General features: G+C 49.0%; 18 protein-coding genes and 1 pseudogene. 14 read left to right on the top strand and 5 right to left on the bottom strand.

The features are described 5' to 3' along the window. Positions 1 to 90 precede the first annotated feature (90 nt). Positions 91 to 5,739, top strand: a complete 5,649-nt coding sequence (locus tag V4U84_RS14305; RefSeq protein ID WP_334077408.1) for an S-layer homology domain-containing protein — start codon at positions 91 to 93, stop codon at positions 5,737 to 5,739. Next, positions 5,736 to 5,813 (top strand): annotated as a pseudogene (locus V4U84_RS14300) (MerR family DNA-binding transcriptional regulator); the annotation flags it as partial. The gene V4U84_RS14305 and the pseudogene V4U84_RS14300, both read left to right, overlap by 4 nt. 44 nt (positions 5,814 to 5,857) lie before the next feature. On the opposite strand, the gene V4U84_RS14295 reads toward V4U84_RS14300, so the two are convergent. Then, positions 5,858 to 6,259, bottom strand: a complete 402-nt coding sequence (locus tag V4U84_RS14295) for a VOC family protein (protein WP_334077407.1) — start codon at positions 6,257 to 6,259, stop codon at positions 5,858 to 5,860. Positions 6,260 to 6,431: 172 nt separating this feature from the next. On the opposite strand from V4U84_RS14295, the gene V4U84_RS14290 reads away from it, so the two are divergent. The 5 genes from V4U84_RS14290 (at position 6,432) to V4U84_RS14270 (ending at position 10,403) form a co-directional block, all read left to right on the top strand. Then, positions 6,432 to 7,304, top strand: a complete 873-nt coding sequence (locus tag V4U84_RS14290) for a YitT family protein (protein ID WP_334077406.1) — start codon at positions 6,432 to 6,434, stop codon at positions 7,302 to 7,304. A 196-nt stretch (positions 7,305 to 7,500) separates the two neighbouring features. Then, on the top strand, positions 7,501 to 8,355 hold the full coding sequence (locus V4U84_RS14285; RefSeq protein ID WP_334077405.1) for an ABC transporter ATP-binding protein: 855 nt from the start codon (positions 7,501 to 7,503) through the stop codon (positions 8,353 to 8,355). Continuing rightward, entirely contained in the window at positions 8,348 to 9,004 is a 657-nt protein-coding gene (locus tag V4U84_RS14280; RefSeq protein WP_334077404.1) for an ABC-2 transporter permease, read from the top strand. Before V4U84_RS14285 ends, V4U84_RS14280 begins: the two co-directional genes overlap by 8 nt. Before the next feature lie 2 nt (positions 9,005 to 9,006). Then, on the top strand, positions 9,007 to 9,366 hold the full coding sequence (locus V4U84_RS14275; protein WP_334077403.1) for a GntR family transcriptional regulator: 360 nt from the start codon (positions 9,007 to 9,009) through the stop codon (positions 9,364 to 9,366). Positions 9,367 to 9,578: 212 nt separating this feature from the next. Then, complete coding sequence (locus tag V4U84_RS14270; protein ID WP_334077402.1) at positions 9,579 to 10,403, top strand: MerR family transcriptional regulator; 825 nt, start codon at positions 9,579 to 9,581, stop codon at positions 10,401 to 10,403. Between the two features lie 7 nt (positions 10,404 to 10,410). Here the strand turns inward: V4U84_RS14270 and V4U84_RS14265 are convergent, their stop codons facing one another. Together V4U84_RS14265 and V4U84_RS14260 are read right to left on the bottom strand one after the other, a co-directional pair. Next, complete coding sequence (locus tag V4U84_RS14265) at positions 10,411 to 11,043, bottom strand: GNAT family N-acetyltransferase (protein WP_334077401.1); 633 nt, start codon at positions 11,041 to 11,043, stop codon at positions 10,411 to 10,413. A 1,397-nt stretch (positions 11,044 to 12,440) separates the two neighbouring features. Continuing rightward, the gene (locus V4U84_RS14260; protein WP_334077400.1) at positions 12,441 to 13,934 is read right to left on the bottom strand and encodes a glycoside hydrolase family 43 protein; all 1,494 of its coding nucleotides are present in this window, start codon (positions 13,932 to 13,934) and stop codon (positions 12,441 to 12,443) included. 173 nt (positions 13,935 to 14,107) lie between these two features. Between V4U84_RS14260 and V4U84_RS14255 the strand changes: the two genes are divergently transcribed. After that, positions 14,108 to 15,022, top strand: a complete 915-nt coding sequence (locus V4U84_RS14255) for an ArsR/SmtB family transcription factor (protein WP_334077426.1) — start codon at positions 14,108 to 14,110, stop codon at positions 15,020 to 15,022. A 52-nt stretch (positions 15,023 to 15,074) separates the two neighbouring features. On the opposite strand, the gene V4U84_RS14250 is transcribed toward V4U84_RS14255, so the two are convergent. Continuing rightward, positions 15,075 to 16,355 carry a glycoside hydrolase family 27 protein gene (locus V4U84_RS14250; RefSeq protein ID WP_334077399.1) on the bottom strand — a complete coding sequence of 427 codons (1,281 nt, stop codon included), beginning with the start codon at positions 16,353 to 16,355 and terminating at the stop codon, positions 15,075 to 15,077. Positions 16,356 to 16,463: 108 nt separating this feature from the next. Continuing rightward, positions 16,464 to 17,345: an AraC family transcriptional regulator gene (locus V4U84_RS14245; RefSeq protein ID WP_334077398.1), complete on the bottom strand. Its 882-nt coding sequence runs from the start codon at positions 17,343 to 17,345 to the stop codon at positions 16,464 to 16,466. 456 nt (positions 17,346 to 17,801) lie between these two features. Here V4U84_RS14245 and V4U84_RS14240 point away from each other — a divergent pair, with 456 nt between their 5' ends. The 6 genes from V4U84_RS14240 (at position 17,802) to V4U84_RS14215 (ending at position 25,292) form a co-directional block, all read left to right on the top strand. Then, complete coding sequence (locus V4U84_RS14240; RefSeq protein ID WP_334077397.1) at positions 17,802 to 18,020, top strand: MFS transporter; 219 nt, start codon at positions 17,802 to 17,804, stop codon at positions 18,018 to 18,020. Between the two features lie 1,119 nt (positions 18,021 to 19,139). Further along, entirely contained in the window at positions 19,140 to 19,859 is a 720-nt protein-coding gene (locus V4U84_RS14235) for a response regulator transcription factor (protein WP_334077425.1), read from the top strand. Then, positions 19,856 to 20,941, top strand: a complete 1,086-nt coding sequence (locus tag V4U84_RS14230) for a sensor histidine kinase (protein ID WP_334077396.1) — start codon at positions 19,856 to 19,858, stop codon at positions 20,939 to 20,941. The genes V4U84_RS14235 and V4U84_RS14230 overlap by 4 nt, the downstream gene beginning before the upstream one ends. Positions 20,942 to 21,035: 94 nt before the next feature. Beyond that, positions 21,036 to 21,911, top strand: coding sequence for an ABC transporter ATP-binding protein (locus V4U84_RS14225; protein WP_334077395.1), 876 nt, complete (start codon positions 21,036 to 21,038; stop codon positions 21,909 to 21,911). A gap of 2 nt (positions 21,912 to 21,913) precedes the next feature. Further along, entirely contained in the window at positions 21,914 to 23,485 is a 1,572-nt protein-coding gene (locus V4U84_RS14220; RefSeq protein WP_334077394.1) for a Tat pathway signal protein, read from the top strand. A gap of 181 nt (positions 23,486 to 23,666) precedes the next feature. After that, the gene (locus V4U84_RS14215; protein WP_334075187.1) at positions 23,667 to 25,292 is read left to right on the top strand and encodes a methyl-accepting chemotaxis protein; all 1,626 of its coding nucleotides are present in this window, start codon (positions 23,667 to 23,669) and stop codon (positions 25,290 to 25,292) included. Positions 25,293 to 25,520 lie beyond the last annotated feature (228 nt).

The following is a 25,520-nucleotide window of genomic DNA, read 5'->3' as shown; positions in this document are numbered from 1 at the left end:
TTCCGGTAGGCATAGAGAGCTGTATACATTCAGGAAGTTTGCACCTGCATTTTGAAAGCGTTTTATTCGAATAATGAAGGGAGCTCTTGAATGAGAAAAGTGAAGAATAAAAAGAGTTGGATTTCCAGAATGGTTACTTGGGCGATCGTGCTCCAGCTTGTTTCTCCCGGTATTTCGGCAGCAGCCGGGCAGGGGCCAAGCTTTGGAGGAGATCTCGATTCAAAGCTTGGCATGGTATCTGCGGTTACGGATGCGGTCTATCAAGTTCAAAATCCAAGTTTCGAAACGGGGGATATGACAGGTTGGACGGTAGTCAGCGGCGAAGCGTTTGGTCCGGACAGCGTATCGAACGAAACTACGTGGTGGGCGGAGCAAATCCCTTATTACCAGGAAGGGACCTATCATTTAAATGGTTGGAAGTATAGCGAGTCCGCGACCGGCGTGCTTCGTTCCAGCACCTTCGAGCTGGGCGGCAGCGGCTGGATCAGCTTCAAGCTGGGCGGCGCAAAAAATTCAAACAAAGTATTTATAAACATCGTAGAAGCCGATACGGGGCAGGTTATTGCCAGGTATGGCAACAGCGCATTCGCCGACGTTAGCTTCCCGAATCCCGATCAGGGCATGCGGCTTGCTAACATGGAGCAATATAAGGCGGATCTTTCAGAACATTTGGGAAAAAGGCTATTTATCGAGATCGTTGATAATGCCACTTCGGATTGGGGTCTGATCTTTGCGGACGCCTTCTTCATGTACCATCCATCCGAGCCGGCTGAGGGAATTGTCGCCACGGATATCAAGCCGGACTTCAAACGCTATCAAATTGAAAATCCCGGCTTTGAAACTGGAGATTTATCGGGATGGACAGTCGTTGAAGGCGATGCTTTCGGTCCGAACAGCGTTTCGGATGAAACAACCTGGTGGGCGGAACAGATTCCGTATAACCAGAAAGGCGCCTATCACTTAAACGGCTGGAAGTATGACGAATCTGCGACCGGCGTACTTCGTTCCAGCACCTTCGAGCTGGGGGGAACCGGCTGGATTACCTTCAGACTGGGCGGAGGCAAGCATACGGATCAAGTATACGTAAACGTAATCGTTGCGGATTCGGGAGACTTGATTGCCAGGTACGGAAACACCGAATTTAACGAGTCCGGCTTTCCGGATCCTGCGCAAGGCTTGAGACTCGCGAATATGGAGCAATATAAAGCTGATCTCTCCAAATATATCGGAAAGAAGCTATATATTGAGATCGTCGATAAAGGGGCTTCGGATTGGGGACTCATCTTTGCGGACGCCTTTAACACCTTCAATGAACTTGTTCCGGAAGAAGGAGTCATGGCCGATAACATCATGCCGACCGAAATGCAGAATCCAGGTTTTGAAACCGGAAGCTTTGAGGGTTGGACCGTTGATGGCAATGCTTTTCAAGTAACCGATGAACCCGGGGCAGGTAAAGAAGGCAACTTTTATGCCAAATCCTCTTTGGAGGGACAGGGCTCGATCACCTCTAGTATTTTCACGCTTCAGGGAACCGGGACAATGAACTTCACTATTTTAAGTGTCGACAATCCGGTGGATGCCTACGTTGCACTATATGATGCCGGCACTGACACGCTGCTCAAGAAGACCGGGGACATCCGGGCAAATGAGAGAATTTCGTGGAAAATGCAAGAACACTATAATAAGAAGCTTTACATCAAGGTTATCGATCAATCGAATCAATCCAGCATTTCGGTCGATGCTTTTGAGACTCGCACTGTGGGCAACATCTTCTACATGAATTTTGATGAAGGCACAGGTAGGAAGGCGCTTGAGGAAGTAAGCGATCTTGAGCATGACGTGAATTATGTATTTAATGATGCCAGGTATATGGCCTCTAAAGACCCTAGGTGGACTTCGCGCGGAGTAAAAGGCGGGGCGTTGCTGTTCGATGGATATTCGAATTACATTGAGATCAAGGCAGAGAATACGGTTCCGGTACGTGACGCATTCACGGTTGAAGCTTGGGTTGCCCCCCGCAGCTATGAATGGGGAGACGGAAACAAGCTGTCCACAATCGTGAGCCAGTCCGATCAGGATAAAGCGGAAGGCTTTGAGCTTGGCATGCACCGGCACGGCACATGGTCGATGCAGGCCGGGATCGGCGGCCAGTGGATTCAGGTATGGGTCAAAGATCATCCCCTGGAAAAATACAAATGGAATTACGTGGCTGCAACCTTCGACAAAAAAGATGGGAGGATGAAGTTGTACCTGAACGGCGAGGAAGTCGCTTCCCAAGCCACCCCCGTCGACATTCCGATTACCCCATCAACCGAAAACCTGATGATCGGTAAAAATAATAAACCGGTCGAGCTGGCAGGTTTGTTCTCCTACAATATGTTCAGCGGACTTATCGATGAAGTAAAGCTGCAAAACAAAACCCTTGCCCCTCAGGAGATCCTTGCTGAATATGAGAATGTGAAAACGCTTCATGGCGGCTCGGTTCCGCATATTCCGAATGGCGATATTGACGAGGACCCGAGTGTGTTTGATGGAGATCAGCATCGTCCCCAGTACCACGCGATGCCGCCGCAAAATTGGATGAATGAAGCGCATGCACCGATTTATTATAACGGCAAATATCATTTATTTTATCAGCATAACCCGCAAGGTCCATATTGGCATCAAATCCATTGGGGACATTGGGTGAGTGACGATATGGTTCACTGGGAAAATGTGAGGCCTGCTCTGGCTCCCGAAGCGGGCACCCTGGATCCGGACGGAGTATGGTCGGGGAGCGCAACATATGATCGCAACGGTAATCCGGTCCTCTTCTATACTGCGGGGAACGACTCTCTGTCGCCTAACCAAAGAACAGGATTGGCGACCCCGGCGGATTTGGCGGATCCCTATTTAGAGCACTGGGTGAAACATCCCGAACCCGTTACGGAACAGAATGGAAATGGCATTCATAATGAGTTCCGGGACCCCTTTGTATGGTACGACGAAGAGGTAGACAAGTGGTATCAATTAGTGACGTCCGGCCTTCAAGACTTCAGCAGCGGCACGGCTTTGGTATATGTATCCGACGATATGTACAACTGGGAGTATAAAGGGCCACTGTACGTTAGTGACAGAAACCTATATCCGGAGCTCGGTACGGTATGGGAACTGCCGGTATTACTGCCGTTAGGCAAGGATAGTACGGGCAAGCAAAAGCATATTTTTATGGTTAATCCCCATGAAAAACCGGAGCATGTTGCTCCAGCGAATGATGTACAAAGAGATGTTGAAGTTTTTTATTGGATTGGAACCTGGGACAGGGATAATTTTAGATTTATACCCGATCAGGAGGCACCCTCCAAATTGGATGTAGGCGATGGTTATCTGACCGCAGAGAGCGGGATGGTCACGCCTGACGGAAGAACGGTCGTTTTCTCCATGGTGCAAAACGTAAGAACGCCGCAGGCGGAATATCAAGCCGGATGGGCTCATAATCTGGCGCTGCCGGTTTCCCTAAGCCTGGATAGTCATGATCAATTACGCATTGAACCGATTCAAGAATTGCAGAGCCTCAGGGGGACAAAACTGGTTGATTTTGCGGATAAAAACTTGGAGGCCGCCAATCACTTGATCCAACATGTCAAAGGCGACATGCTGGAGATTGTGATGGAAATGGATCCGGGCGAAGCCCGGAAATTCGGTCTTAAGGTGAGACGCTCCGAAAACGGCCAGGAAGAAACACTGATTTACTACGACAAGACGAACGGAACCTTCAATGTGGATCGGACCAAGAGCAGCATGGATCCGGATGTGCGCGTGGATGGCATTCAAGGCGGGTACGTCGATCTGGACGGAGAACATCTGAAGCTCCATATTTTCCTTGATCGTTCGGTAGTTGAAGCCTTTGCTAATTATAAGAAAAAGCTGACAACCCGAGTCTATGTTGGCCGCTACGACTCACTCGGCTTAAAGGTCTGGGCGGACAAAGATATTACGGTCAAGTCGATGGAAGTATGGAATATGAATGCCTTGACGGGAGAACCGGCTGCTCCGGTGTATGTTCCGGACAACTGGGACAACTCGGTGCATAAGGATATTACGGATCTGCCTAATCACGATTTTGCTACAGGCGATTTATCGGGCTGGATAGCGGAAGGGGATGCCTTCCAGGATGTCCATGTGACGAATGCCCAGTTTTTCTGGGATACGATCTATTTTAATCCGTCGCAAAAAATACCGGGCGGCTATCATTTGTGGGGCTTCAATGAAGCGGCCGGTGGGGACAGCTTAACAGGAACGCTGAGATCACAAAATTTTGTTCTTGGCGGGAACGGTAAAATCAATTTCCTTATCAGCGGCGGGCGCGATATCGATAAGCTGTATGTTGCGCTGGTCCGGGCAACGGACGGCAAAGAGCTGTTTAAAGAGACCGCAACCAATTATGAGGAATATCAAAGGAAGATTTGGGATGCGTCGCAGTATATCGGCGAAGAGCTTTACATTAAGGTGGTTGACCAATCCACAGGCGGGTTTGGACATATTAACGTCGACGATTTCAACATACCGGTGAAGGTGAAGAATCCCGCCGGTCCAACAAAACCGATCGATCGGCCTGCTCCATCCAATCCTGTCGATACGAATAGCCCTGTGGACAATGGGGGTACCCCAAGTAAACCGGAAAGTCCCAATAGCCTGTCATTCGAAATGGCTAAGGGTGAACGGCAGGTGCTGTTCCCGGTTAAAACGGCGGCAAACGACGGCAAGAACGCTTTGAAGATTAAACATAACGGCGCAGAGATCGAAGTTCCCGCCGAGGTATTGAAGGATTTGCAAGGGCTGGTTACAAGTAAAGAACTTGAACGTGCCCAAATCTCCTTTGAAATAGACACATTATCGGCAGATCGGATGAAAGCACTGATGGAACGTGCCGAGAGCAAAAATAAAGCGGACATATCAGCTTTAGGAGAGGTCTATGACTTCAAATTATCTATAGTGAAAGCTGACGGAACGGCGCTTAAGCTTGAGAAATTCGCCAAACCAGTTACCATCAGGCTGAGTTTAAATGAGAATTTCCGTCTGGATCTGGCTGGAATCTATTCTATCGCCGATGACGGCAGCTTGGAGTACGCGGGCGGCGGAAAGTATGCAAGCGATAGGATGTCTGCGGAAGTGAGCCATTTTAGTATGTATACCATCCTTATTTACGACAAATCGTTTAGTGATGTTCATGCGTCGTATTGGGCACATGACGTAATTAAAAAGATGGCTGCGAAGCAAATTGTTCGCGGTGTAAGCGATGCTGCATTTGCACCCAAGCAAAACGTGACCCGAGCCGAGTTTGTCTCGTTGATTAGCCGGGCACTGGGAATAAAGGCCACGAACACGACTGTATTTAAGGATGTTGATCCGACAAAATGGTACGCTTCTTCCATTGCCGCGGTATACGAAACGGGGATTGCAAACGGAAGAAGCATGGATACATTCGCACCGGAGGAAACCATAAGCCGTGAAGAGATGGCGGTTATCATCGTTAATGCTTATCGATTCTATACAGGACAAATAGCTGTTGACGGTGGACCGAGTGGTTTTGTTGATTCGGGCGCGATCAGCGGCTGGGCTGAAGATGAGGTCGCAGCTGCACAGGGACTTGGTTTACTCAGCGGCCGTGGCAAGGACTTATTCATGCCTCATGAAAAAGCAAACCGTGCAGAAAGTGCGCAAATCGTCTCGCAATTGCTAGACAAGATCAATGAATAACGGTTAAGGATATTGTTCAGATTACAGGCATTACAGCTCGGACCCTGCATTTTTACGATCGAATTCATTTATTAGGAGGGTCGCCGGTATCTTATGCAGGTACCGGCGTTTTTCCATATTATCGTTTCGGCATTTTGCTCTCATCCATATACAGCAGGTTCCAGCGATGACCGTCGAGGTCGGCAAATCCTGCGCCATACATCCAGCCGTCCGTTTCACTCGGCTTGCCAAAAACGCTTCCTCCGGCAAACTCTACTTTTCGAATAAAGTCATCTACTTCTTCTCTGCTTCCAGCCCCAATGGAGAATAGGACCTCCGCGCTATGGGAAGTATCTGCGGTTTTTGACCCTGTAAATTTCTCGAACGCCTCATCCGGGAACAGCAGGATCGTTGTTTGGCCTATAACAAGCTGGGCTCTCTCGTTCCCAACCCTCACCGCATGGAATCCAATTGCATTGAAAAAAGAGGTTGACCTCACAACATCTTGGACCGGCAGGTTAATCCAGATTTCCTGTGACATGGCGGCAACCTCCTGGAATATATTTTCAACTACACCTACTATAACTTACTTCCGGCAGCAGAAGCGAATCTTATCACAGACAGCCCCGGTTTCCATTTGCTTTTTTTATGAAAAATATTATAGACTGTTTTTTAGCAGCTTTTGGTGTATTTAGTCTGAAAGGGGAAGTAGCATGAACGCAAGGAGCAAACACAACCCGAATATTCTGAAAATCATATCAAGAGGATTATTGATCATAATAGGTGCTCTTGTAGCGGCGTACGGTCTGGAAGCCGTGTTAATACCCAATAAAGTATCGGATGGCGGTGTAACAGGCCTGAGTATCGTCGGTTCAAAGCAGTTTGGATTACCGTTAGGGCTGCTGATTGCTGTAATTAATATCCCTTTTGTATGGCTCGGTTATAAACAAATTGGTAAAAGCTTCGCCTTCTATTCCATTCTCGGGATTGCCTCGTTGGCAATCGGCACGGTTCTTATGCATGATGTACCGACAATTATTCATGGCGATACATTATTGGTTACCGTTGTCGGCGGGATTATCATCGGTTTCGGAATGGGTTTGGCCTTGAGAAATGGCGGGGCGTTAGACGGGATCGATATGTTAGCCGTGCTGCTGTCGCGAAAGCTGCCTTTTGGGACAAGCGACTTGATTCTGTTCTTAAATGCGTTTGTTTTCATTGTGGTTTCGACCGTATTTGGCTTACAGGGGGCCATCCTTTCGGCACTCGCTTATTTTATTGCATCCAAAGTCATACATATTGTGGAAGAAGGCTTGAGCGGATCCAAGACCTTCAAAATCATTACCACGCAACCCGAAAAAATGGTGGAAACGATTCGTGACCGGTTAGGGCGCGGTTCGACCTATACGGATGCATACGGCGGCTATTCCAATGAACAATACAAAGAGATCACTTGCGTGATTAACCGCCTGGAGGACAGCAAGATCAAACAAATCATTCAGGAAATCGACCCGAATGCCTTTGTGGTCGTTTATGATGTGGCCGAGGTGAAAGGCGGCAATTTCAGAAAGAAGAATATACACTAAATTCAAAAGAGCCCGCTGCAAGCGGGCTTTTTTTATCAAATGCAGATCGATATTTATTATATACACCTGCCGACTTTAAAGTCCGGCCGGTGTTTTTACTTTTTTAAACCTGCTGGGTTCTAGCGCTATTGACGATACCAACATTTGGTGATATATTGTGCATGCACGGTATACACAATTTACAAGGAGGTACAGCATGCTGACGTTAGATGTGCGGAACATAAACAAGAAATATCCGAGCTTTGAGCTCAAAGATGTTTCGTTCCAACTGGAGAAGGGGTATATTATGGGTTTTATCGGTGTCAACGGTGCAGGTAAAACTACGACGATCAAGTCGATTTTGAATATGACGCATATCGATAGCGGCGAGGTTCATATTCTGGGCAGAAGCATGGCCGAACATGAACTTGAATTGAAGCAGGAGATCGGATTCGCCTTCGGAGGCATCGATTTTTATACGCGCAGTAAGATGAAGACGTTGACCGAGACCATTAAGAAGTTCTATCGGAACTGGAATGATGAGACCTATTACTACTACCTGCGAAGGTTCAAATTGGACGAGAATAAAAAAATCGCCGACCTGTCGACGGGCATGAAGGTAAAATACAGTCTGGCCCTGGCCTTATCCCACGGGGCAAAGCTTCTCGTTCTCGACGAGCCGACCAGCGGGCTTGATCCGGCCTCAAGAGACGATCTGCTGGATATTTTCCAGGAACTTATCGTAGACGGCGAAGTCAGCATTCTTTTCTCGACCCATATTACCTCCGACTTGGAAAAGTGTGCGGATTTCATTACTTTTATCTCGGGTGGGCAAATTATTCGTAGCTGCGAGAAGGAAGAATTCAAAGCATCTTATTCCCTGCTGAGCGGTACCGCGCGTGAACTGGACCGGGTAAAGGACCGGTTGATTTCCTATAAAACGAATTCGTTCGGTTTTACGGGGCTGATCCACGAGAGCGACTTCGATCCCTCCTATGGCATAAAAGCCGCCACGCCGAGCCTTGAGGAGATCTTGATTTATTTTACGAAGAAGGAGGAAGTCCATGTATAACTTGGTGATGAAGGATATTAAATTGGGTGTACACCCTCTGTTTTTTGCCATGCCTTTGTTGACCGGCGCTTTAATGCTTATTCCCGGCTGGATCTACTTCATTGTCCTACTGTATTTTTGCTGGATCACAGTACCGAATATGTTTAATCAATTCAGATCGCAGAACGATCTGATGTTTACCTCGATGATGCCCGTCACCAAACGGGACATCGTGAGAGCCAGGGTAACCGTAATCGCCGGGCTGGAATTGCTGCATATCGGGATTGCCATGGTTTTCGGTCTGGTCACGTTGCGCCTATACCCAAATTTTGATTACTATTTCTTCCCGCCCAATTTGAGTTTTTGGGGTCTGTGTTTTGTCATGTTGGCGATCTTTAACCTGATCTTTATTCCCATGTATTACAAGACCGCGTACAAAATCGGAGCGGCGATCCTCTATTCCATAACGGCTGCCATGCTGTTCGCCGGGATCGTCCAGTGGATCGGAATCCAGAGCCCGGTTTTGTCCGGTATTTTCTATGGTACGGATGCCCACAGCGGGGGGCTTCAAACCTGTATCCTGATTGCGGGGATCGCGATATTCTTTGCACTCACTGCCATTGCGTATCGCATTGGGGTCAAGCGATTCCTTCAAGTGGAGATCCAGTAAACATGGCGGTCTCGAACAACGCTGAGAAACCGATGTATCAGCAGCTTTTTGAGCAAATAAGCGCTCAAATTCTGAAAGGGGAACTGGAAAGCGGCTATTGTCTGCCGCCGATCCGGCAAGCCGCCCATGAAATGCGCGTTAGTGTCATCACCGTCAAGAAGGCGTGGGAAGAACTCGAACGGTGCGGTTTGATCCACTCGATACCGGGAAAAGGATGCTTTGTGACCGATTTCCCGCCCGGCGAAATGCAACGAATACGCGACGAAATGGTTACGAAACAAATGGCTGGCGAGGTGCCCTACTACAAGTCCTTTGGTCTCACCTTGGATGAGATGATCGAACTGTTGAAAAGGGTTTATTGACGAAGTTGTACTTTGGACATAGCGGGAGTAAATAGTGATCAAGGGGGCGGAATTTGCCTCCTTTTTTTATTTTTCGAGAAATACGATGGATGCTCCCTGTGCCTCACCTAACGGAGAAGGAATACGACCCGTTAATTGAATAAGAGCACAACTTGTGATTTATTAGGAGGAGAGAATGCACATTTTACGGATGAGACTTATCGGAGGAATTCATGGAAAATAAAACATATTTTTCAATTGGGGAAGTTTCTAATATAAAAAATGTTACGATAAAAGCCTTACGCTATTATCATAAAATTGGCTTGTTAATACCTGCATACACTAATCCCGATAACGGTTATCGTTATTATACAATGAATCAATTCATCTATCTGGATATTATCAAAATTTGTAAGCAAAGTAATGTAAGTGTGAAAGGAATTAAAGCCTTATTTGCTAAAGCCGATACAAATTACCTTAAACTTTATTTAGAACAGAAAAATGAAGAAATTCATAAAGAAATAAAGAAATTAGAACAGCTTCATAAACGAATAGAAATTTTAAAGGCAGCTATCCATTCTTCTGAAGATGAACTTATGAACAATGGATTTAAAATTCAGACATTTGAGGAAAGATACTTTCTAAGTTTACCTACACAAGGTGGAGAACTTAATGAAATAAAATCATTCGATGAATTAGATGATCAATTAGGAGAATTTGCAAACCATACGTTTCAGTATGGATTAATTTATTCATGTTCCTATGGTCATTGGGAAGTCAGCGATGTATTTCGTCTAATAACATCAGAAGATTATAGAATGCTTAAAGATACCTTTAATGTATCTGAATTACAAAAGGGAGAATACTTAACGGTTACTTGTACGAGAAATACTGAGACTGAAACAATTCAATTATTAAAAGAATTTTTGGAGAAAAACCGTTTGACATGTAATAAGGTATATAGGTTTTATTTAGTGACAGATGTTTTTAATCAATATAATCACTTCTCCCAATTTCAAATAAGTCTAAAGTCCACCCCAATAAATGAGGTGGACTGAATTTAGCTTAAAGTTTGTATTCATATATAAAATTCGTATTCTCGCGTTTGCCGATAGGTAGGTTAAATACAGTTACTTCTTCATCAAGACGGACAAATCCATTATGCTCATAGAATCCATAGTTACTCATTGTGTCTGTATATACATAAATTTTACTTACATTTGTATCCCTAAAGTAAGAAATGAGCTCATTTAATAATTTTTTTCCTACTTTTTTTCCTCGAGCTTCTTCAGAAACGGCAAAGAATTCTAAGCAACCCTGAAACTCATTTTCTTTTCCTTTAATTAACTTGCTGTACGCCTCATTTGTTGTGGAGGTGAGTTCAACAAATATTTTTTGTTCGATGTCATTTAGATTTAATAGTTGTAGCAATTCACTTGTATAATCTTCTTGCAGCAATCTATAAGATGTTGTTTCACCAATTCTTGAACCAAAAATTACACCAATCACTTCTCCATCTATCGTAGCTACTCTTCCGAAAGTACTTTTGTTTAATATTGGACATATGAACATCATTGTAATTGCTGCATTTAAAGTATTCTCATCCTCTACAAAATCCCTCGCGTTCCAAGTATCTGCAATTATTGTTTTAATCGATTCAATATCCTCTTGTCTAATGTCTCTAATATCTAAGTTCATTTTAACTTCCTCCTTATTTAATTGATTACCTTACAAATTGAATTTAATGTCTCCCCTTTAGGGGAGAGTCAAGTACTTATTGCACTTGGAAACACCTTCTGTTTTCCGATGGGAACAGCTCTTATTGTTTCGTATCCACACCCCTCCGGTGTGGATTTAGAGATGATAGATGATTCAATAAAACAGCCATACCTTAATATAAAAATGATCGCAGAGCTAGCATCTGCGATCATTTTTATAGAAAACCGAAAGTAACGAGATTTTGGCATAATCACCTGGTAAGCTAAAATTACCTGGCAAAGTTTTGGGATGTTCCAGGATTTCGACGGAAAACGACGTTGTTGATCTAAAGGCTGATGATGAGGTGTTAATCACCGTTTTTAAATGATACCGCCGCGACTGCCCGGATGAGAAGCCGGAAGTAAAGCCGGGAGTAAAGCGCGTCTCTCTGGCCGAGATGAGTTATTTTTCTTTGCCCGCCAGGAGAATAAAGGCCTTTTACGCGGCTATTTTGTCGAATTTGGTTTGGCGGTGTGAAATAGCGACTTTTTGGGGTCTTATTTTGGGAAAAAGCAGCCCAATTCCTGATTTCGGTACCCGCAACACACTAGCGTTGCATTAACCCGCGAGGTCTAACGGCTGTAGTAGCCTCCCTTTGAAGCAGGGCAGGTGAATAAGAGCCTTTTGCGCCTTATGCTGCGCTATTTTGGCGAATTCGGTTGGTCGGGGGGGAAATAGCCGACTTTTAGGCAATGACGTTGCATCAAACCTTCCTTGATGCTGCCCATTTGGGGCCATTCCGTCGCTTCGGCAAGCAACATGTCGAGCTTAGATCGTCGTCTCCGCCTCTAAACCATGCTAACGGTCGCCACAGCCGTTATTTGCCCTGTTTGCGCTGACTCCAAATTCTAACGGCCGCCACAGCCCCTATTTCATATAAGTATGGCTGGTTTGGTCGAAATGATGGTAAATAACGGTCCACACGACCGTTAAAATCCCAATACGTGATTCAATCGCAACATAACGGCTCTGACGGCCGTTAGACTTCCTAACTGCAGAACCTTGTTTAAAGGCCGGTACTTTTTTGCGAAGTTCTTTAAAAGCGATTAAGGCATCAAGCTCCGTTGTAATCATATGTCAGGGTTAATGCAACGCTAGTACCCGCAACAAGGAAATAAGACCTTTTTTGACCGCTATTATCCCCCTGGAGCCCAAAAAGGCCGAAATAACGTCCCAAAAGGCCGCTATTGTAGTTGGCGGCCTGGGAAAATGCGGGGCGGGGGCGGATTCAGCCTGCTTCGCCGGGGTACCTAGCTATTTTCGACAACATTCACCATAGTTGAAAGCCGGTCCCTAGGCTGCTCCTGAGGAATCGGCTATCTTTTTAACAGCGAGGGTCATAAATATTCGCATTTAAACTTGGAGAATTCGGCCGAAGCGCCTTTTCCGACGGCATATAAACCGATGAGTACGCCTGTAAATCCTCCCGCAACTTCCGAGGAAAGGTATCTGGTTTGTGCCGTGCCTAAGAGGATTTCCTTGCCGTTTGCGTGAAGGAGGAAGCTATAGCGCTCATGGGCTGCCTGGATCATCAGAGTGGCATGATTGCCGCTTTCCAGGTCAACTTCATATTCAACGGATTTAATATCGCCGATATTCAGGCGCTCAATGACTTTACACTCATTGGCATCTTTACGTACAGCTAAATCGTAATGATGATGTTCATCCATATAGAGTGTGATGCCGGCCTCTCCGCTTGTTGCCAGCTGTACCTCGCAAGAGATTTCCGCGCTGAAGTCCCTTTGGCGAATGCCGATAAATGTTGGGGAAGCTGGAACATCCAGCGTCACTCCGGTCCCTTTCAGCTTTATTCTGTCGGATTCCAACAGATAGTTCTCCGCGACAGGATGACGGAGGTAGCACCAGTCCAGATTCCAATCCGTGTTCTCAAACGTATAAGTCTTTTTCTCCTGCTGGATGACCTGGCTTGAGATCCGGTCGGTCTCAAAACTCGTGAGGGTGGTACCGTGATGCCCTGCCGTAAACCAGCCGTCCTCGCCAAAAGTAACCGGCGTAAGAAACACTTCGCGGCCAAGGTGATGGTAGGTAAGCCATTGGCCGGTTTGGCGGAAGCCCAGATGGAGCATCCACCAATTTCCGTCGTGATCTTGAATCAGATCGCCATGGCCAACCCCCTGCAGCTCGTAACCGCCCAGATTGCGGTTGGTCAGTACGGGATTGTTCGGATAGGCTTCGAACGGACCGGAGATCGCCTCACCCCGGGCATAAACCACCATATGACCGTACTCAGTTCCGCCCTCAGCGGCCATGAGGTAATACCCGCCATTTATTTTGTACATATGGGGGCTTTCCAAATATCGTCCGCCTGTTCCTTGCCAAATCGAACGGCTTGGCGACAGCTTGCCGCCTGTTTCAATGTCAATTTCACACTGAACAATTCCGCTAATCCCGTTATCGTCTTTCCCGTTGCTCATAAAGAAGGCCTTTCCGTCTTCAAAATACAAATCGGGATCGATTCCTCCCTGATCCACATAGATCGGTTCGGACCAATCCCCGTAGATATTGTCAGTCCAAACATAGAAATTTTGACGAGTGGTGTCGTTGGTCGTGGTCATGTAGAATCTCCCGTTGTGGTGCCGGATCGTGGGAGCGAAAACTCCGCCCGAACTGCCCACCTCGCCGAGCTGAATCTGACTCTCTCGGGTTAGACAATGACCGATTTGCTTCCAGTTAATCAGGTCTTTGCTCTCAAAAACCGGAACGCCGGGGAAGTACTGAAAGGAACTGCAAACCAGATAATAGAAATCTTCTACCTTGCATACACTGGGGTCGGGATAAAAGCCTTTGATGACCGGGTTATTGTATTTCATAGAACCACCTCTTTAATAAATTCACATATATATAAATCTAACGCGATTAGCAGCTAAGAAAATTAAACACCATTGTTTAAAGTCATACAATGAATTAGGCTTGAAGGTTCATGTTAAATCTTTTAAATTAATATATATGTGATTTCAATAAATGCGGTCAGGAGACTATGATGATCATCAAAGCGAACGGGGACCCGGAATTTATACCGTTATACGAAGCGTTGGCCAGCGAAGTAAGGTGGAATATCATGAGTCTCATTGCCGATCAAGAGATGAATGTGAAGGATATCGCGGATCGTTTGGAACTCAGCCCTTCGATCGTCACCATGCATATCCGAAAACTCGAACAAGCCGGGCTCATCGGAAGTCACAGGGTACGGCTGAATGGGGGGACGCACAAAATGTGTTTTCTCAAACAAAAAAACGTCGAGATTGAGCTTCCGTCTGCCAGCCGCACCGCGAAGATCAGAGAGCAGAGTATTTCGGTCGGCCATTACACCGCTTTTGAAGTCCATCCTACTTGCGGGCTCGGCACGCGCGAGAAAGAAATCGGAGTTTGGGACGACCCGCGCTACTTTCTTGATCCCGAGCGGGTTCACGCCGCCATTCTATGGTTTGGGTGGGGGTATGTTGAATACAAAATGCCTAACTATTTGCTTACCGATCAAACGGCGGATGCCATCGAAATCTCCATGGAGATTGCTTCGGAAGCTCCCGGCTTAAGAGATTACTGGCCTTCGGATATTGAGTTCACCTTCAACGGCATCTCTCTTGGCATATGGACAAGTCCGGCCGACTTCGGAAGAGCTGCGCGGGGGAGATATACACCCGAATGGTGGCATCGAAATGTGAATCAATACGGGTTATTGAAGACGATCCGCATCGATGCGTCGGGTACATTTATAGATGGTGAGCAAATGTCGGAGGTGACCCTCGCGGATATCAAGCTGTGGGAACCTTTCTGGACGCTTCGGTTCGCGGTTGATGAGCAGGCTGTTAACGTAGGGGGATTGACACTGTACGGTTCCGGATTCGGCAATCACGATCAAGACATAGTAATTCGCGTGTACCTTAACGACGATCACTAGTATGTAAAAAGATCTGTCCCGTCGCGGGCAGATCTCTTGTTTAGTTCTATTCTCAAAAGAAACGGTAGAGGCGTACCCCGTGCGGCGGCACTGTGGTCCGCAAGGCGTCTCCCGCAAACTCGGCTGGCGCTCCGCTCCATAGCTCGGCGCCTGCGGCGGTGTCTGTCAGGCCGATCTGTGGGGCGGCCAGCTCCAGCGGCAGCGGGCTCTCGCCGATGTTGAATACGGCAGCGTAGCGGGAGCCTTCGGCGCCTTCGGCCGTCCAGGCTATAAGATCCCCCTCGCGGAGCGCTTCCTTGGCTCCACGGCTCTCCCGGTGCATGCGCAGCACCTCGCGATTGGTCAGCAGCGACAGCGTCCAGTCGTCGCAGTCCCGCAATTCGCCGCCAAAAATGAGCGGCGAGCGGAAGATGCTCCAGAGCGACATCATCGTCAACTGCTCGTCGCGCGTAAACCGGGTCCAGCGGTCCGAACCCCCGCCATCCACCGAGCGGATACCGATGTGACCGAGCGGCAGCATGTCGCAGTCCGGCCAACAACCTGCCTGCGGCACGCCTTGCCATGTCCGGCAACGGTCGAACATATCCAGCAAGAGCGGCCATTGGTCCCAGAAGTCGTCCGTGACTCGCCACATGTTGGCATGCTCGGCGAAGAACGCCGAGTATTCCACCGGAGCCGGTCCGGGGGATAGGCTTAGCACCATGGGCCGGCCGCAGCGCTCGATCGCTTTGGAGATCAGGGCGATCTCCGGCTGATGGGTGTCGTACAGCCTGGAGGCCGCGATGTCATCCACCTTCACCAGGTCGACACCCCACTGGGCATACAGTTCAAAGAGAGAATCGTAATAGGCCTGAGCCCCTTCCTTTGAGGCATCCACGCCGTACATATCCGTGTTCCATGGACAGATCGAGTTTGTATGCGCAATATCGCGGGCCGTCGCGGCTGTACCCAGAATCGGAGCGGAGGCGTGGACGGCCTGCCGGGGAATGCCGCGCATGATATGAATCCCGAATTGCAGTCCAAGACTGTGTACATAATCGGCTAACGGCTTGAAGCCCTGGCCGCCCGCTGCGGAGGGGAACCGGTTCTCAGCAGGCATCAGCCGGGAATATTCATCCATCACGAGCGGAACAAACGGCCGGTATTGAGAGGAATTCGCCTCGGGCTCGTACCACTGAATATCCACGGTAATGTAGCTCCAGCCAAAGGCTTTGAGATGCTTCGCCATGTATTCCGCATTGCCCCGAATCTCGTCTTCCGTTACGGCCGCGCCGTAGCAGTCCCAACTGTTCCAGCCTAGCGGCGGAGTAGGCGCTGTAAGCTTATGATCCATTATAACGCTCCTTTACTGATTCGTTATTGCTCTTGCCACGTTCATCATAATAAAGGAGATTAGCAATATCTATAGTAATCTTGAAAGTCCGATAGTAAAATATTGCGGTTAATCAAAGAACAGCTTGCGATACGCAAGGCTTTCGCCCCCGCTGCGGAATTCTCCCGGCGTGAGCCCCGTCAAACCGCGGAACGCTTTGATAAAATAACTTCCGCTGGAGTAGCCAATCCGCTCGGCGATGGCCTCAATGCTAAGGCCGGTTCCCCGAAGCAATTCCATGGCCTTCTCGGTGCGTACGTGGGTCAAGTAAGCGCCGGGTGTCAGGCCCGTGCTGGCCGAAAACCGGCGGATCAAGTGGTATTTGGACAGGGAGACATGCTCGGAAAGCTGATCGATACTGATCATCCGGGAATAGTTGAGCTCTATAAATTCGGCGGCGCGCCTTACGTTCGGAGGCCAGTTCTCCCTGTCCCGCAGAGTTGTGGCCGGCATTCGGGCCAGTTCCGTCACGAACTGATAGACGCAAGACGACGCGATCAGGGGATCGGAGATTCTGCCCGCTCCCGCATCGACCACAATCATTCGCGACAGCCGGACCGGCGCACAGTCCATGGGCAGATGAGGAACTTCCCCGGCTTCACGCAGGAATTTACGCCAATGAGGCAGTATAAGATTGGGCCGGAATAGCAGGAACAGGAATTCCCACGGCTCTTTTGATTCCGGGTGGTAATAATAGCGATGGGGTCCCGGAATTTCGGCGAGAAAAGCCTGTCCGGCGGTGACACGGTGAGTCCGGTTCCCCGACTCATATACGCCTTCGCCGGAGATAGTGTACTGGAACAGCAGGAGAGGCCCATCGGTCCGCTCCAGTCCGTCCCAGCGATAAGAAGGATCGGTGATAGAATCATAGCCGGCCGCAAATAACACGCACAGCTGGAGATCCTTGTCTTCGGCGAACCGAAAGCCGTAGGTGCCTCTGGGGATGTCCATAAATGTCCTCCTAGTAGTGAAGATGCCTGAATGGTGAGAGCGGTATGTAACTAATCATACGACTTAACCGGTATTCTTGCTATGAACTTCATGGATTTGAACAGTGCATTGTTTTGCCGGCAAGTCGAGCTAGTTTATGGGGAGAAATCAATCACATATTTACTGCTGGCCTTTGAGGTAGTATTCATTGCAAGAAGGTTGTGAAGTGAGGTGGGGAAATGCCGTATAAAAAACTATCGATTCCAGTTATAATTATATCTTTACCCTTTATCTTTTTTGATGTTTTGTTGCCGCTGTATACTGAGGAACTCGGATATACTACATTTCAATTTACCCTTCTGTTTTCCTCCAGACTGAGCATATTCGCCTTGTTTTGGACGGGCTTTATCCTTTCATTTTCCATGCTGGAATTCTCGCTGGATGCAATGTTTATGAAGAGCATTTCCGAGCATAACATTGGGCGATGCCTACGGCAAATATTCCACAGGCTCCAATATCGGCATGATTGTCGGACCCGCGCTGGGGGGCTTTTTATTTGATTCCTTCGGCCATGTTGTCCCTTATATTGTGTTCGTGGCAGGGATGACCGCATTGATCCCCTTGGTGCTCGTTGCGCTTCCCAAAGACCCGAATGCTGCCCATCAAGACAACTTAATAAAGCCAGGCCAATCCTGACCGGAAGCAAAATCCCCTGCAGAAGAGTTCTGTATGACGAAGCCTTTTATAAGAGCAGGCAAGACTACCGTAAAAATACGATGGTTTCTCATCTATTTCAGTCAAAGTTATTAAATCGGTATATTCCCTGGGTGAAAAAAATTTTAGCAATTTCGAAACTATATAGGTTGAACTATTGATTTACGTATTAGACAGCGGTGTAAAGGGTTCTTTTCATACTCCTCACCTACAGCTAATGCCTCATCAGACATCATCAACTATGATTTGGAGTGAGGTACTCGATAAGTACGCAGTCCTAAGCTTACAGACATCCTAATCCGTATTAAGCCCCTGGCTATCAAGGTGCCGAGCGCACTTCCAACTCCAAAAGATACAAGTCTGCAGGAATTCCTAGCGATTTTAGAGAAGCGAGCCTATTTCGTCGAAAATTCCTGCAGAATTGCAGGAATTCTATCTTAATCAAGGTTGGCTGATGGGGCGCTAGTTGTTTGGTTTGAATTAAAAGGAATTCTTCCCGTTAATTTGGTGCGTATGCGGCCGGAGGGGTGATTTAGCTGGAAAACCTCCCGTTAATTCGCCTGAAATTCTGTATATCGGCCATTGGGCCGCGAAATAGCTGGAGCTTTTCCAGCTAAATCCGAGCGAAGAGCCAAGCGAGCTAAATTAACGGGAGGTTTTCCCGTTAGTGTGTAGACTCCGACCGACGGTGGTGGCGCTTCTATATCTACAATTGTCGATGTTGGCAATGTATCTCCGAAACCCTATCACATCCTGGCCCAACGCCAATTTTATTTCTTCTATAAAAAGAATAGAAGTTCTTATCCAGTTCGACCGACCGGATAAGAACTTCTGTTGTTTTCACTACCAAGGAACCGGCCCGGTGTCATCAAACAATCATGCCCGTAAGTCCATCATCAGAGAGCGTGGCTACCCGAGTGGCGATATTCGCCGCCTGGGCCACGGTGCGCTTGCCTTGGCACCCGTACGGGTATAGAGTCCGCCGCTCCACTAGAGCGGCTCTTTTACATGGTTGATAAACCTCGTTGACCGTACCGGAAAATGCTGTCAATATTTTAGAAGTATCGTTTTGATGAATATAGCAAGAAAGTAGTGGTTGTGATGAGACAAGAGCATCTTTTGCTGGTAGATGATGAAAAAGGCATTTTAACCATGATCGAAAAACTGCTCCAGAAGGAAGGTTTTCAGCGGATCGCTACCGCGGCCTCGGCGGGTGAGGCCCTGCGTTTGATGGAGCTTCATGATTTCGATCTCGCCGTATTGGATGTGATGCTTCCGGATATGGACGGGTTCGAGTTGTGCCGGGAAATTCGCAGCCGGACGAATATGCCGATAATTTTCGTTACAGCCAGGTCAGGGGATTTGGATAAAGTGATGGGACTCGGATTCGGCGGAGACGACTATGTGACCAAGCCTTTTAACCCTTTGGAACTGGTGGCCCGGATTCAGGCTCATTTGCGAAGAGAGCAGTTCTACAAAACTCAGCCGCCCGTCAAAAGCAAAGCTATGAATTTCGGCTGCTTCCTCATCGATAAAAGCACGGGCCAACTCTTCATCAACGGTCGGGAGACGCCTTGTCCGGCCAAGGAGTTCGAGCTGCTCACGTTTCTGTGCGAACACCCGAATCAGGTGTTTACCGCCCTGCAGCTTTACGACCAGGTATGGGGGACGGCGTTTATAGGGGACGAAAAGACGGTGGTCATCCATATCTCCAGACTGCGAAAAAAACTGGAGGCCAATCCTTCGAATCCGAAAATCATCATTAATATGCGCGGAATCGGCTACCGCTTTATCCCTCCGGAAATGGGCGCACCGGCATGAGGCTGAGCATCAGATTTTTTTTGCGGCTCACCGTTCACTTTCTGGTCAGTCTGGTGCTGCTTGTCGGCTGTATCAGCCTTGGCTTGGCGGTGGTCGATGTCCTGGTCCCCGAGGGGGGAGCACGCCAAGATAACGGGGTCATTATATGCGTGGCGGTTCTCATTACGATTTATATCCTTGTCTGCGGCTGGTATTTCGGGCTGCCGCTGATCTACGTTATCGGTAAAATCCAACGTTTGGCACACGGCATTTATCGGGATCCCGTTAAATTTCAAGGCCTGGGTACCGGTGAGGGAAGGAAAATCAAGGCCCCCTACAGTCTTTTGAAGGAGTTAATCCTGCAGATGCAGGCGCTCTCGGAAACTCTGGAGAGAAGCGAACGGGAACGGGGCCGGCTGAACGAGCTGCAAAAAGAGTGGATGGCCGGCATCTCCCATGATTTGAAAACCCCGCTGACCTACATCAAAGGATATGCCGATATGCTTCTCTCCTCTCACGAATGGACGGCCCGGGAGCAGGCGGAGTTTATCACCGAAATCCAGACGAAAGCCAGCCATATGGAGGAACTGATCGGGGACTTGAGCCTGACTTTTCGGCTGGAAGGACAAGAGATGCCGCTGCATTTGGTCAAAAAAGAGCTGGTCGAATACGTGCGGCGCATCGTAGCCGATGTGGCCAATGATCCCCGGGCCGTCCAATGCCATATCGGCTTCGAAGCGAATGTCTCGCGGGCGGTGCTGCGGATCGATGAGAAGCTGCTCCAGCGCTCGCTGCATAACCTCATTATTAATGCCGTGCTGCATAATCCGTCCGGAACCCATGTGCGGATACAAATGCTGAAGCGGACTTCTTTCCTCACGATTGCGATTACCGATGATGGAACCGGCATGGACGAAGATACGGTGGCGCAGCTATTCCATAAATATTTCCGGGGAACCACGACGGAAAAATACTCCGAGGGAACGGGCCTGGGCATGGCGATCGCCGATCAAATCGTACGAGCCCACAAAGGCAGCATCAACGTTTCCAGCCGTGTAGGCGAAGGGACTACAATAACGGTGTCGTTGCCTTTGGGGAAATAATTAGGATATACGTTACCTGCTGTTTACCTCGATTTTATTTCCATTCTCTAGAATGCTTTGAGAGCAGAGGAAAAAGTCGGGAGGAACCTTCAAGATGTTGGAATTGCACAATGTGAGCAAACGCTATAAACAAGGAAAATGGGCGCTGCAAAAAATAAACATGACGCTACAGCCGGGGATTACCGGGCTGCTCGGACCGAATGGCGCCGGAAAGTCCACGCTGATGCGCATGCTGGCCACGATCTCGCGGCCGACCGAGGGGACCATTACCTGGGATGGAGAGAACATAAGCAAGCGGGCCGATGTGCTTCGGGCCCAATTGGGCTACCTGCCGCAGGATGTGGGGGTGTACCCCCACCTGAATGCGGTGGAGTTTTTGCAATACGCCGCGGCATTAAAGGGACTTAGCGGGCCGAGAATCAAAAAGAGGATTTTGGAGCTGCTTGAACTCTTGAATCTCCATGAAGTCCGGAGCCGGCCGATCGGCAGTTTCTCGGGCGGCATGCGTCAGCGCATCGGCATCGCCCAGGCCTTGCTGAACGACCCGCGGCTGCTGATTCTCGATGAGCCTACCGTCGGCTTGGATCCGGAGGAGCGGGTCCGGTTCCGGAGTCTGCTGACGGATTTGTCCGGGGAAAGAATTATTCTCCTTTCTACCCATATCGTGTCGGATATCGAAGCGACTGCCAACCAAATCGCCATCCTGTCCAAAGGGAGTCTGCTGATGAAGGCCGATCCCGGCGAGGCGCTGCGCACGGTGCAGGGAAAAGTATGGTCGCTGCTGATTCCGGAGCATAAACTTCAGGAGGCCCGAGCAACCTGGACGATTAACGGCACAATACGGAGATTGGAAGGGCTGGAGCTTCGCATCATTTCGGAATCGCCGCCCGATGCGCTGGCGTCCCCGTTGACGCCCAGCCTGGAAGACGCTTATCTTTACGCCAGGATGTGCGGCGGGGAAGGGGAATAAAAATGCGGGCAATTTCTATGATTTATCATATTGCCCGCGCCGACCTGCTGGAACGGACAAGGCATTTTTCCTTTTTGGTGACGCTTGGCTTAGCGATGATGGCCGCTTATTTCTGTGTGCCCCCTGCGGATGCGGGCTATGTAACGGTGCATCTGGGAGGTGTATACCGTGGAGAATATAATTCCGCTTGGATAGGGGCGTCCGTTGCCATCTCGAGTCTACTCTTTCTCAGCTTGTTCGGTTTTTACCTGGTCAAAAACAGCATTCAGCGGGATAAGCGCACCCGCGTAGGGGAAATTATCGCATCCGCACCGGTAAAAAAGCTGTACTACCTCACGGGGAAGGCCATAAGCAACTTTGCCGTACTGTCCCTCATCGCGGCAGCCGTTATGGGGGTAGCCGCCGCGATGCAGTGGAACCGGGGGGAGGTCCGGCGGATTGAAGTTTGGGAATTGGTGTCCCCTTTCCTTTTTATGGTGCTGCCGGTATTGGCGGTCGTTGCGGTATTGGCTTTGCTGTTTGAGACCAGGAAGATGCTGCGGGGCGGACTTGGAAATGTCGTGTACTTTGCGTTGTTTATTTTGTATGCCACAATGATAGATTCGCTGCCCTTCGGGATTTCCGTCTATACTTCGGATATGATGCGGGAATTGCACGAAGTCGCCCCCGCCTTTTCGGACAGTTACGGTATCGGCATCTTATTTCCGCATGCCCCTATCCAACGGTTCGAGTATCAGGGGGTGGAATGGACGGGCGGTCTGATTTTACAGCACCTCATCCCCTTGGCGGCTGCCGCGGTATTATTGCTGTTAGCTGCGCTTCTGTTCCGCGGGTTTAAAGAACCGGTTCGGTCAGGATCGACCGGCGAGGCTTCTGGGGAGATCACCGGAGTGGATTCCGCGGTTACGCGAAGCGAACCATCGACGATCCGTGCCGCTAAGCTTACACCCGTACCTGTTGCCGGGGGATTCTGGCCGCTGCTTGCCGGGGAATTGCGGCTCCTGAGGAAAGGGGCTTCTATGGGCTGGTTTATCGTCACCTTCCTGCTATCGCTCCTGTGCCTGTTTCTGCCGGCCGAGGTTTCGCGTACATGGATGATCTGGCCTTTCGTTTGGATTTGGCCGCTGACCCTATGGTCCGGCATGGGGAATCGGGACACTCGTTACCGCACGGAATTTCTGGCTTTATCCAGCCCCCGTTTTGCGACCCGCCAGTTGCTGGCGATTTGGCTTGCCGGCATTCTCGCAACCTTGTTCGCAGGAGGAGGAATGCTGATTCGATTGTTGCTGGAGAGGGACACGGCGCAGTTGATTTATGCCGTTTCTGCGGTGCTGCTGATCCCGTCCTTAGGCCTGGTGTGCGGCGTGTTGACGCGTACCCATCGGGTGTTCGAGGTGCTGTATCTGCTGATTTGGTATCTGGGCCCGTTTAATAAAACCCCGATTCTCGATTTCTTGGGTGGAGGGGTGTCGGATTGGCGTGCCGAACAAGCGGGAGGGCTGTACTTCCTTCTAAGTTTGGGGATGGTCGGGGCGGCTTATGCCGTAAGAAGCTGGCAAGTGAAACAAAGGTAGGAGGAATTCCAGGCAGCGGCTCCAAAGCTTAAGTGCTTTGGGGCCGCCTTTTGTAATTGTAATCGGCTTCATGTGGGAGTTCCAAGGGGGCGAGGAATATATAGTTTGTAAAATTCTTTCATAATTCCGATATAAAAAGTAACAGTTCTTGACTTTGATAATGCGGAAGGGAGGATTTTATGTGAAAATCAGAACAAAAATTTTTGTGTATTTCGGGATTTTGTTTATATTTTTGATCGCCGGCGTTACATATCAGCTGTACAAATCGAATATTCAAAGCGAAAGCTTGCTGGAGGTGAAAAACGAATCGTTGCGTTCTCTAAACTATGCTACCGAAACCAAGGCGATACTATCCCAGATTCAGACACAGCAGCTCCTTGCCTTGACCGGTTGGTTCAGCCCCAAAGAGAGCGAGGATACCATCAACAATCTGACCGGGGAATTTCATAAGAATCTGGAACAATACCTGGTCTTGAACCCCGAGGACAAATCCGAAATCGACACCATTAACGCCCAACTGGATAAAGCCTTGCATAACGACGAAGAAAATATGCAGGTCATCACGGATATTACCAACAGCATCAACGATTTTGCCAAGTCGGAAACTGAAGAAGTCGTCTTCACCATGGAAGAGATTATGAAATCCAACGCACAGTCCAATCTTTTGCTAGTGATTGTCCAAGGATTGGGTCTGCTGTTCTGCGTTTGCGCCGCCTTCATCTTGGCTCGCTCCATTCATCAACCCATCCGGAAACTTACGCAGGCGGCAAACAAAATCGCCGAAGGAGACCTGAGTGAGCCGCTGATAAGCCGTACGAAGGATGAAATCGGGTCGTTGACCTCGATTTTCGAGAAGATGCGGTCAAGTCTTGCTTCTTTTATCGAAGCGGCGCAGGGAGCCTCCAATCAGGTAGCCGCCTCCAGCCAGCAGCTTACCGAACGCACGCGGCAGTCGACGGAACAAATTGCAGTGTCGGCTTCGGCCTCCCAAAGCATTGCGGAGGGGGCCGATACGCAAAAGCAAAAAGTATCCGAGACCGCACGGGCTATGGAGGAAATTTCGGAAGGCGTCATGCGGATTTCCGATTCCACCTTAACGGTGTCGCAGCTCTCCGTAGCTACGGAACAGCAGGCCCAACAAGGGAATGATCTCCTGACCTCCGCCGTGGTGCAGATGGACACGATCCACCAAGCGGTAGCCGGTTTTGCCGAAACGGTGGACAAGCTCTATCAGCACTCCAAAAATATCGACCAAATCACCTCGGTCATCAAGGCGATTACGACACAAACCAATTTGCTGTCTCTCAATGCCGGGATTGAAGCGGCGCGGGCGGGTGAGCACGGTAAGGGATTTGCGGTCGTCGCCAAGGAAATCAGCAAACTGGCCGCACAATCCCAGGCGTCTTCCGATCAAATCTCGGAAATCGTCGAGCTGATCCAAGGCGCCACCCAGCAGGCAGTAAACACGTTGGGGCATGGCGTCAAACAAGTGGAGACGGGAAGGGAGTCCATCCGTTCCGCAAGCGAGGCGTTCGGCCTGATCACCGGCTCCACCTCGGAGATCTCGATACAGATTCAGGAGGTTTCCGCCGCTTCTCAGCAATTGTCGGCCAGTGCCGAACAGATTACCGCCTCGTTCAACACTTTGGAGCATATTGCGGCAGAGGCGTTCAAAAACAGTCAAAGTACGGCGGAAGCCGCCGTGGCCCAGAAGGACGCCGTTCAAGAGATGGCGCAGTCGGCCGTCATTCTGAACGAGGCTTCCCGGCAGCTTGGACAATATATCGCCAAGTACAAAATTTCCTAAATCTAAAGCGGAGGTCGGCTTGTGTCCGACCTTCCGCTTTTTTTTGTGGCTAAGAAACATTCCACCGGCCTGGCCGGTTGCCGGAAGAAATATGCCACCTTGTTTCGATAATTAAAACACCATAATCGAAATAAAGTACGTATTATATATTGCAATACTCGAATATATGACGTACTATATATTCAGAAAAACCTTCCAAACGAGAGGAGGAACTTCAATTCGCCCGGC

The organism is Paenibacillus sanfengchensis (assembly GCF_036864765.1).
In the GTDB taxonomy this organism is placed as follows: domain Bacteria; phylum Bacillota; class Bacilli; order Paenibacillales; family Paenibacillaceae; genus Fontibacillus; species Fontibacillus sanfengchensis.
This window is presented reverse-complemented; position numbering and strand designations above follow the sequence as displayed.

Coding starts and splice junctions, on each gene's coding strand:
- V4U84_RS14270 (WP_334077402.1), top strand. CDS start 9,579: ATGGAAAATAAAACATATTTTTCAATTGGGGAAGTTTCTAATATAAAA.
- V4U84_RS14245 (WP_334077398.1), bottom strand. CDS start 17,345: ATGGACATCCCCAGAGGCACCTACGGCTTTCGGTTCGCCGAAGACAAG.
- V4U84_RS14225 (WP_334077395.1), top strand. CDS start 21,036: ATGTTGGAATTGCACAATGTGAGCAAACGCTATAAACAAGGAAAATGG.
- V4U84_RS14305 (WP_334077408.1), top strand. CDS start 91: ATGAGAAAAGTGAAGAATAAAAAGAGTTGGATTTCCAGAATGGTTACT.
- V4U84_RS14295 (WP_334077407.1), bottom strand. CDS start 6,259: ATGTCACAGGAAATCTGGATTAACCTGCCGGTCCAAGATGTTGTGAGG.
- V4U84_RS14260 (WP_334077400.1), bottom strand. CDS start 13,934: ATGAAATACAATAACCCGGTCATCAAAGGCTTTTATCCCGACCCCAGT.
- V4U84_RS14280 (WP_334077404.1), top strand. CDS start 8,348: ATGTATAACTTGGTGATGAAGGATATTAAATTGGGTGTACACCCTCTG.
- V4U84_RS14265 (WP_334077401.1), bottom strand. CDS start 11,043: ATGAACTTAGATATTAGAGACATTAGACAAGAGGATATTGAATCGATT.
- V4U84_RS14235 (WP_334077425.1), top strand. CDS start 19,140: ATGAGACAAGAGCATCTTTTGCTGGTAGATGATGAAAAAGGCATTTTA.
- V4U84_RS14275 (WP_334077403.1), top strand. CDS start 9,007: ATGGCGGTCTCGAACAACGCTGAGAAACCGATGTATCAGCAGCTTTTT.
- V4U84_RS14285 (WP_334077405.1), top strand. CDS start 7,501: ATGCTGACGTTAGATGTGCGGAACATAAACAAGAAATATCCGAGCTTT.
- V4U84_RS14230 (WP_334077396.1), top strand. CDS start 19,856: ATGAGGCTGAGCATCAGATTTTTTTTGCGGCTCACCGTTCACTTTCTG.
- V4U84_RS14290 (WP_334077406.1), top strand. CDS start 6,432: ATGAACGCAAGGAGCAAACACAACCCGAATATTCTGAAAATCATATCA.
- V4U84_RS14250 (WP_334077399.1), bottom strand. CDS start 16,355: ATGGATCATAAGCTTACAGCGCCTACTCCGCCGCTAGGCTGGAACAGT.
- V4U84_RS14220 (WP_334077394.1), top strand. CDS start 21,914: ATGCGGGCAATTTCTATGATTTATCATATTGCCCGCGCCGACCTGCTG.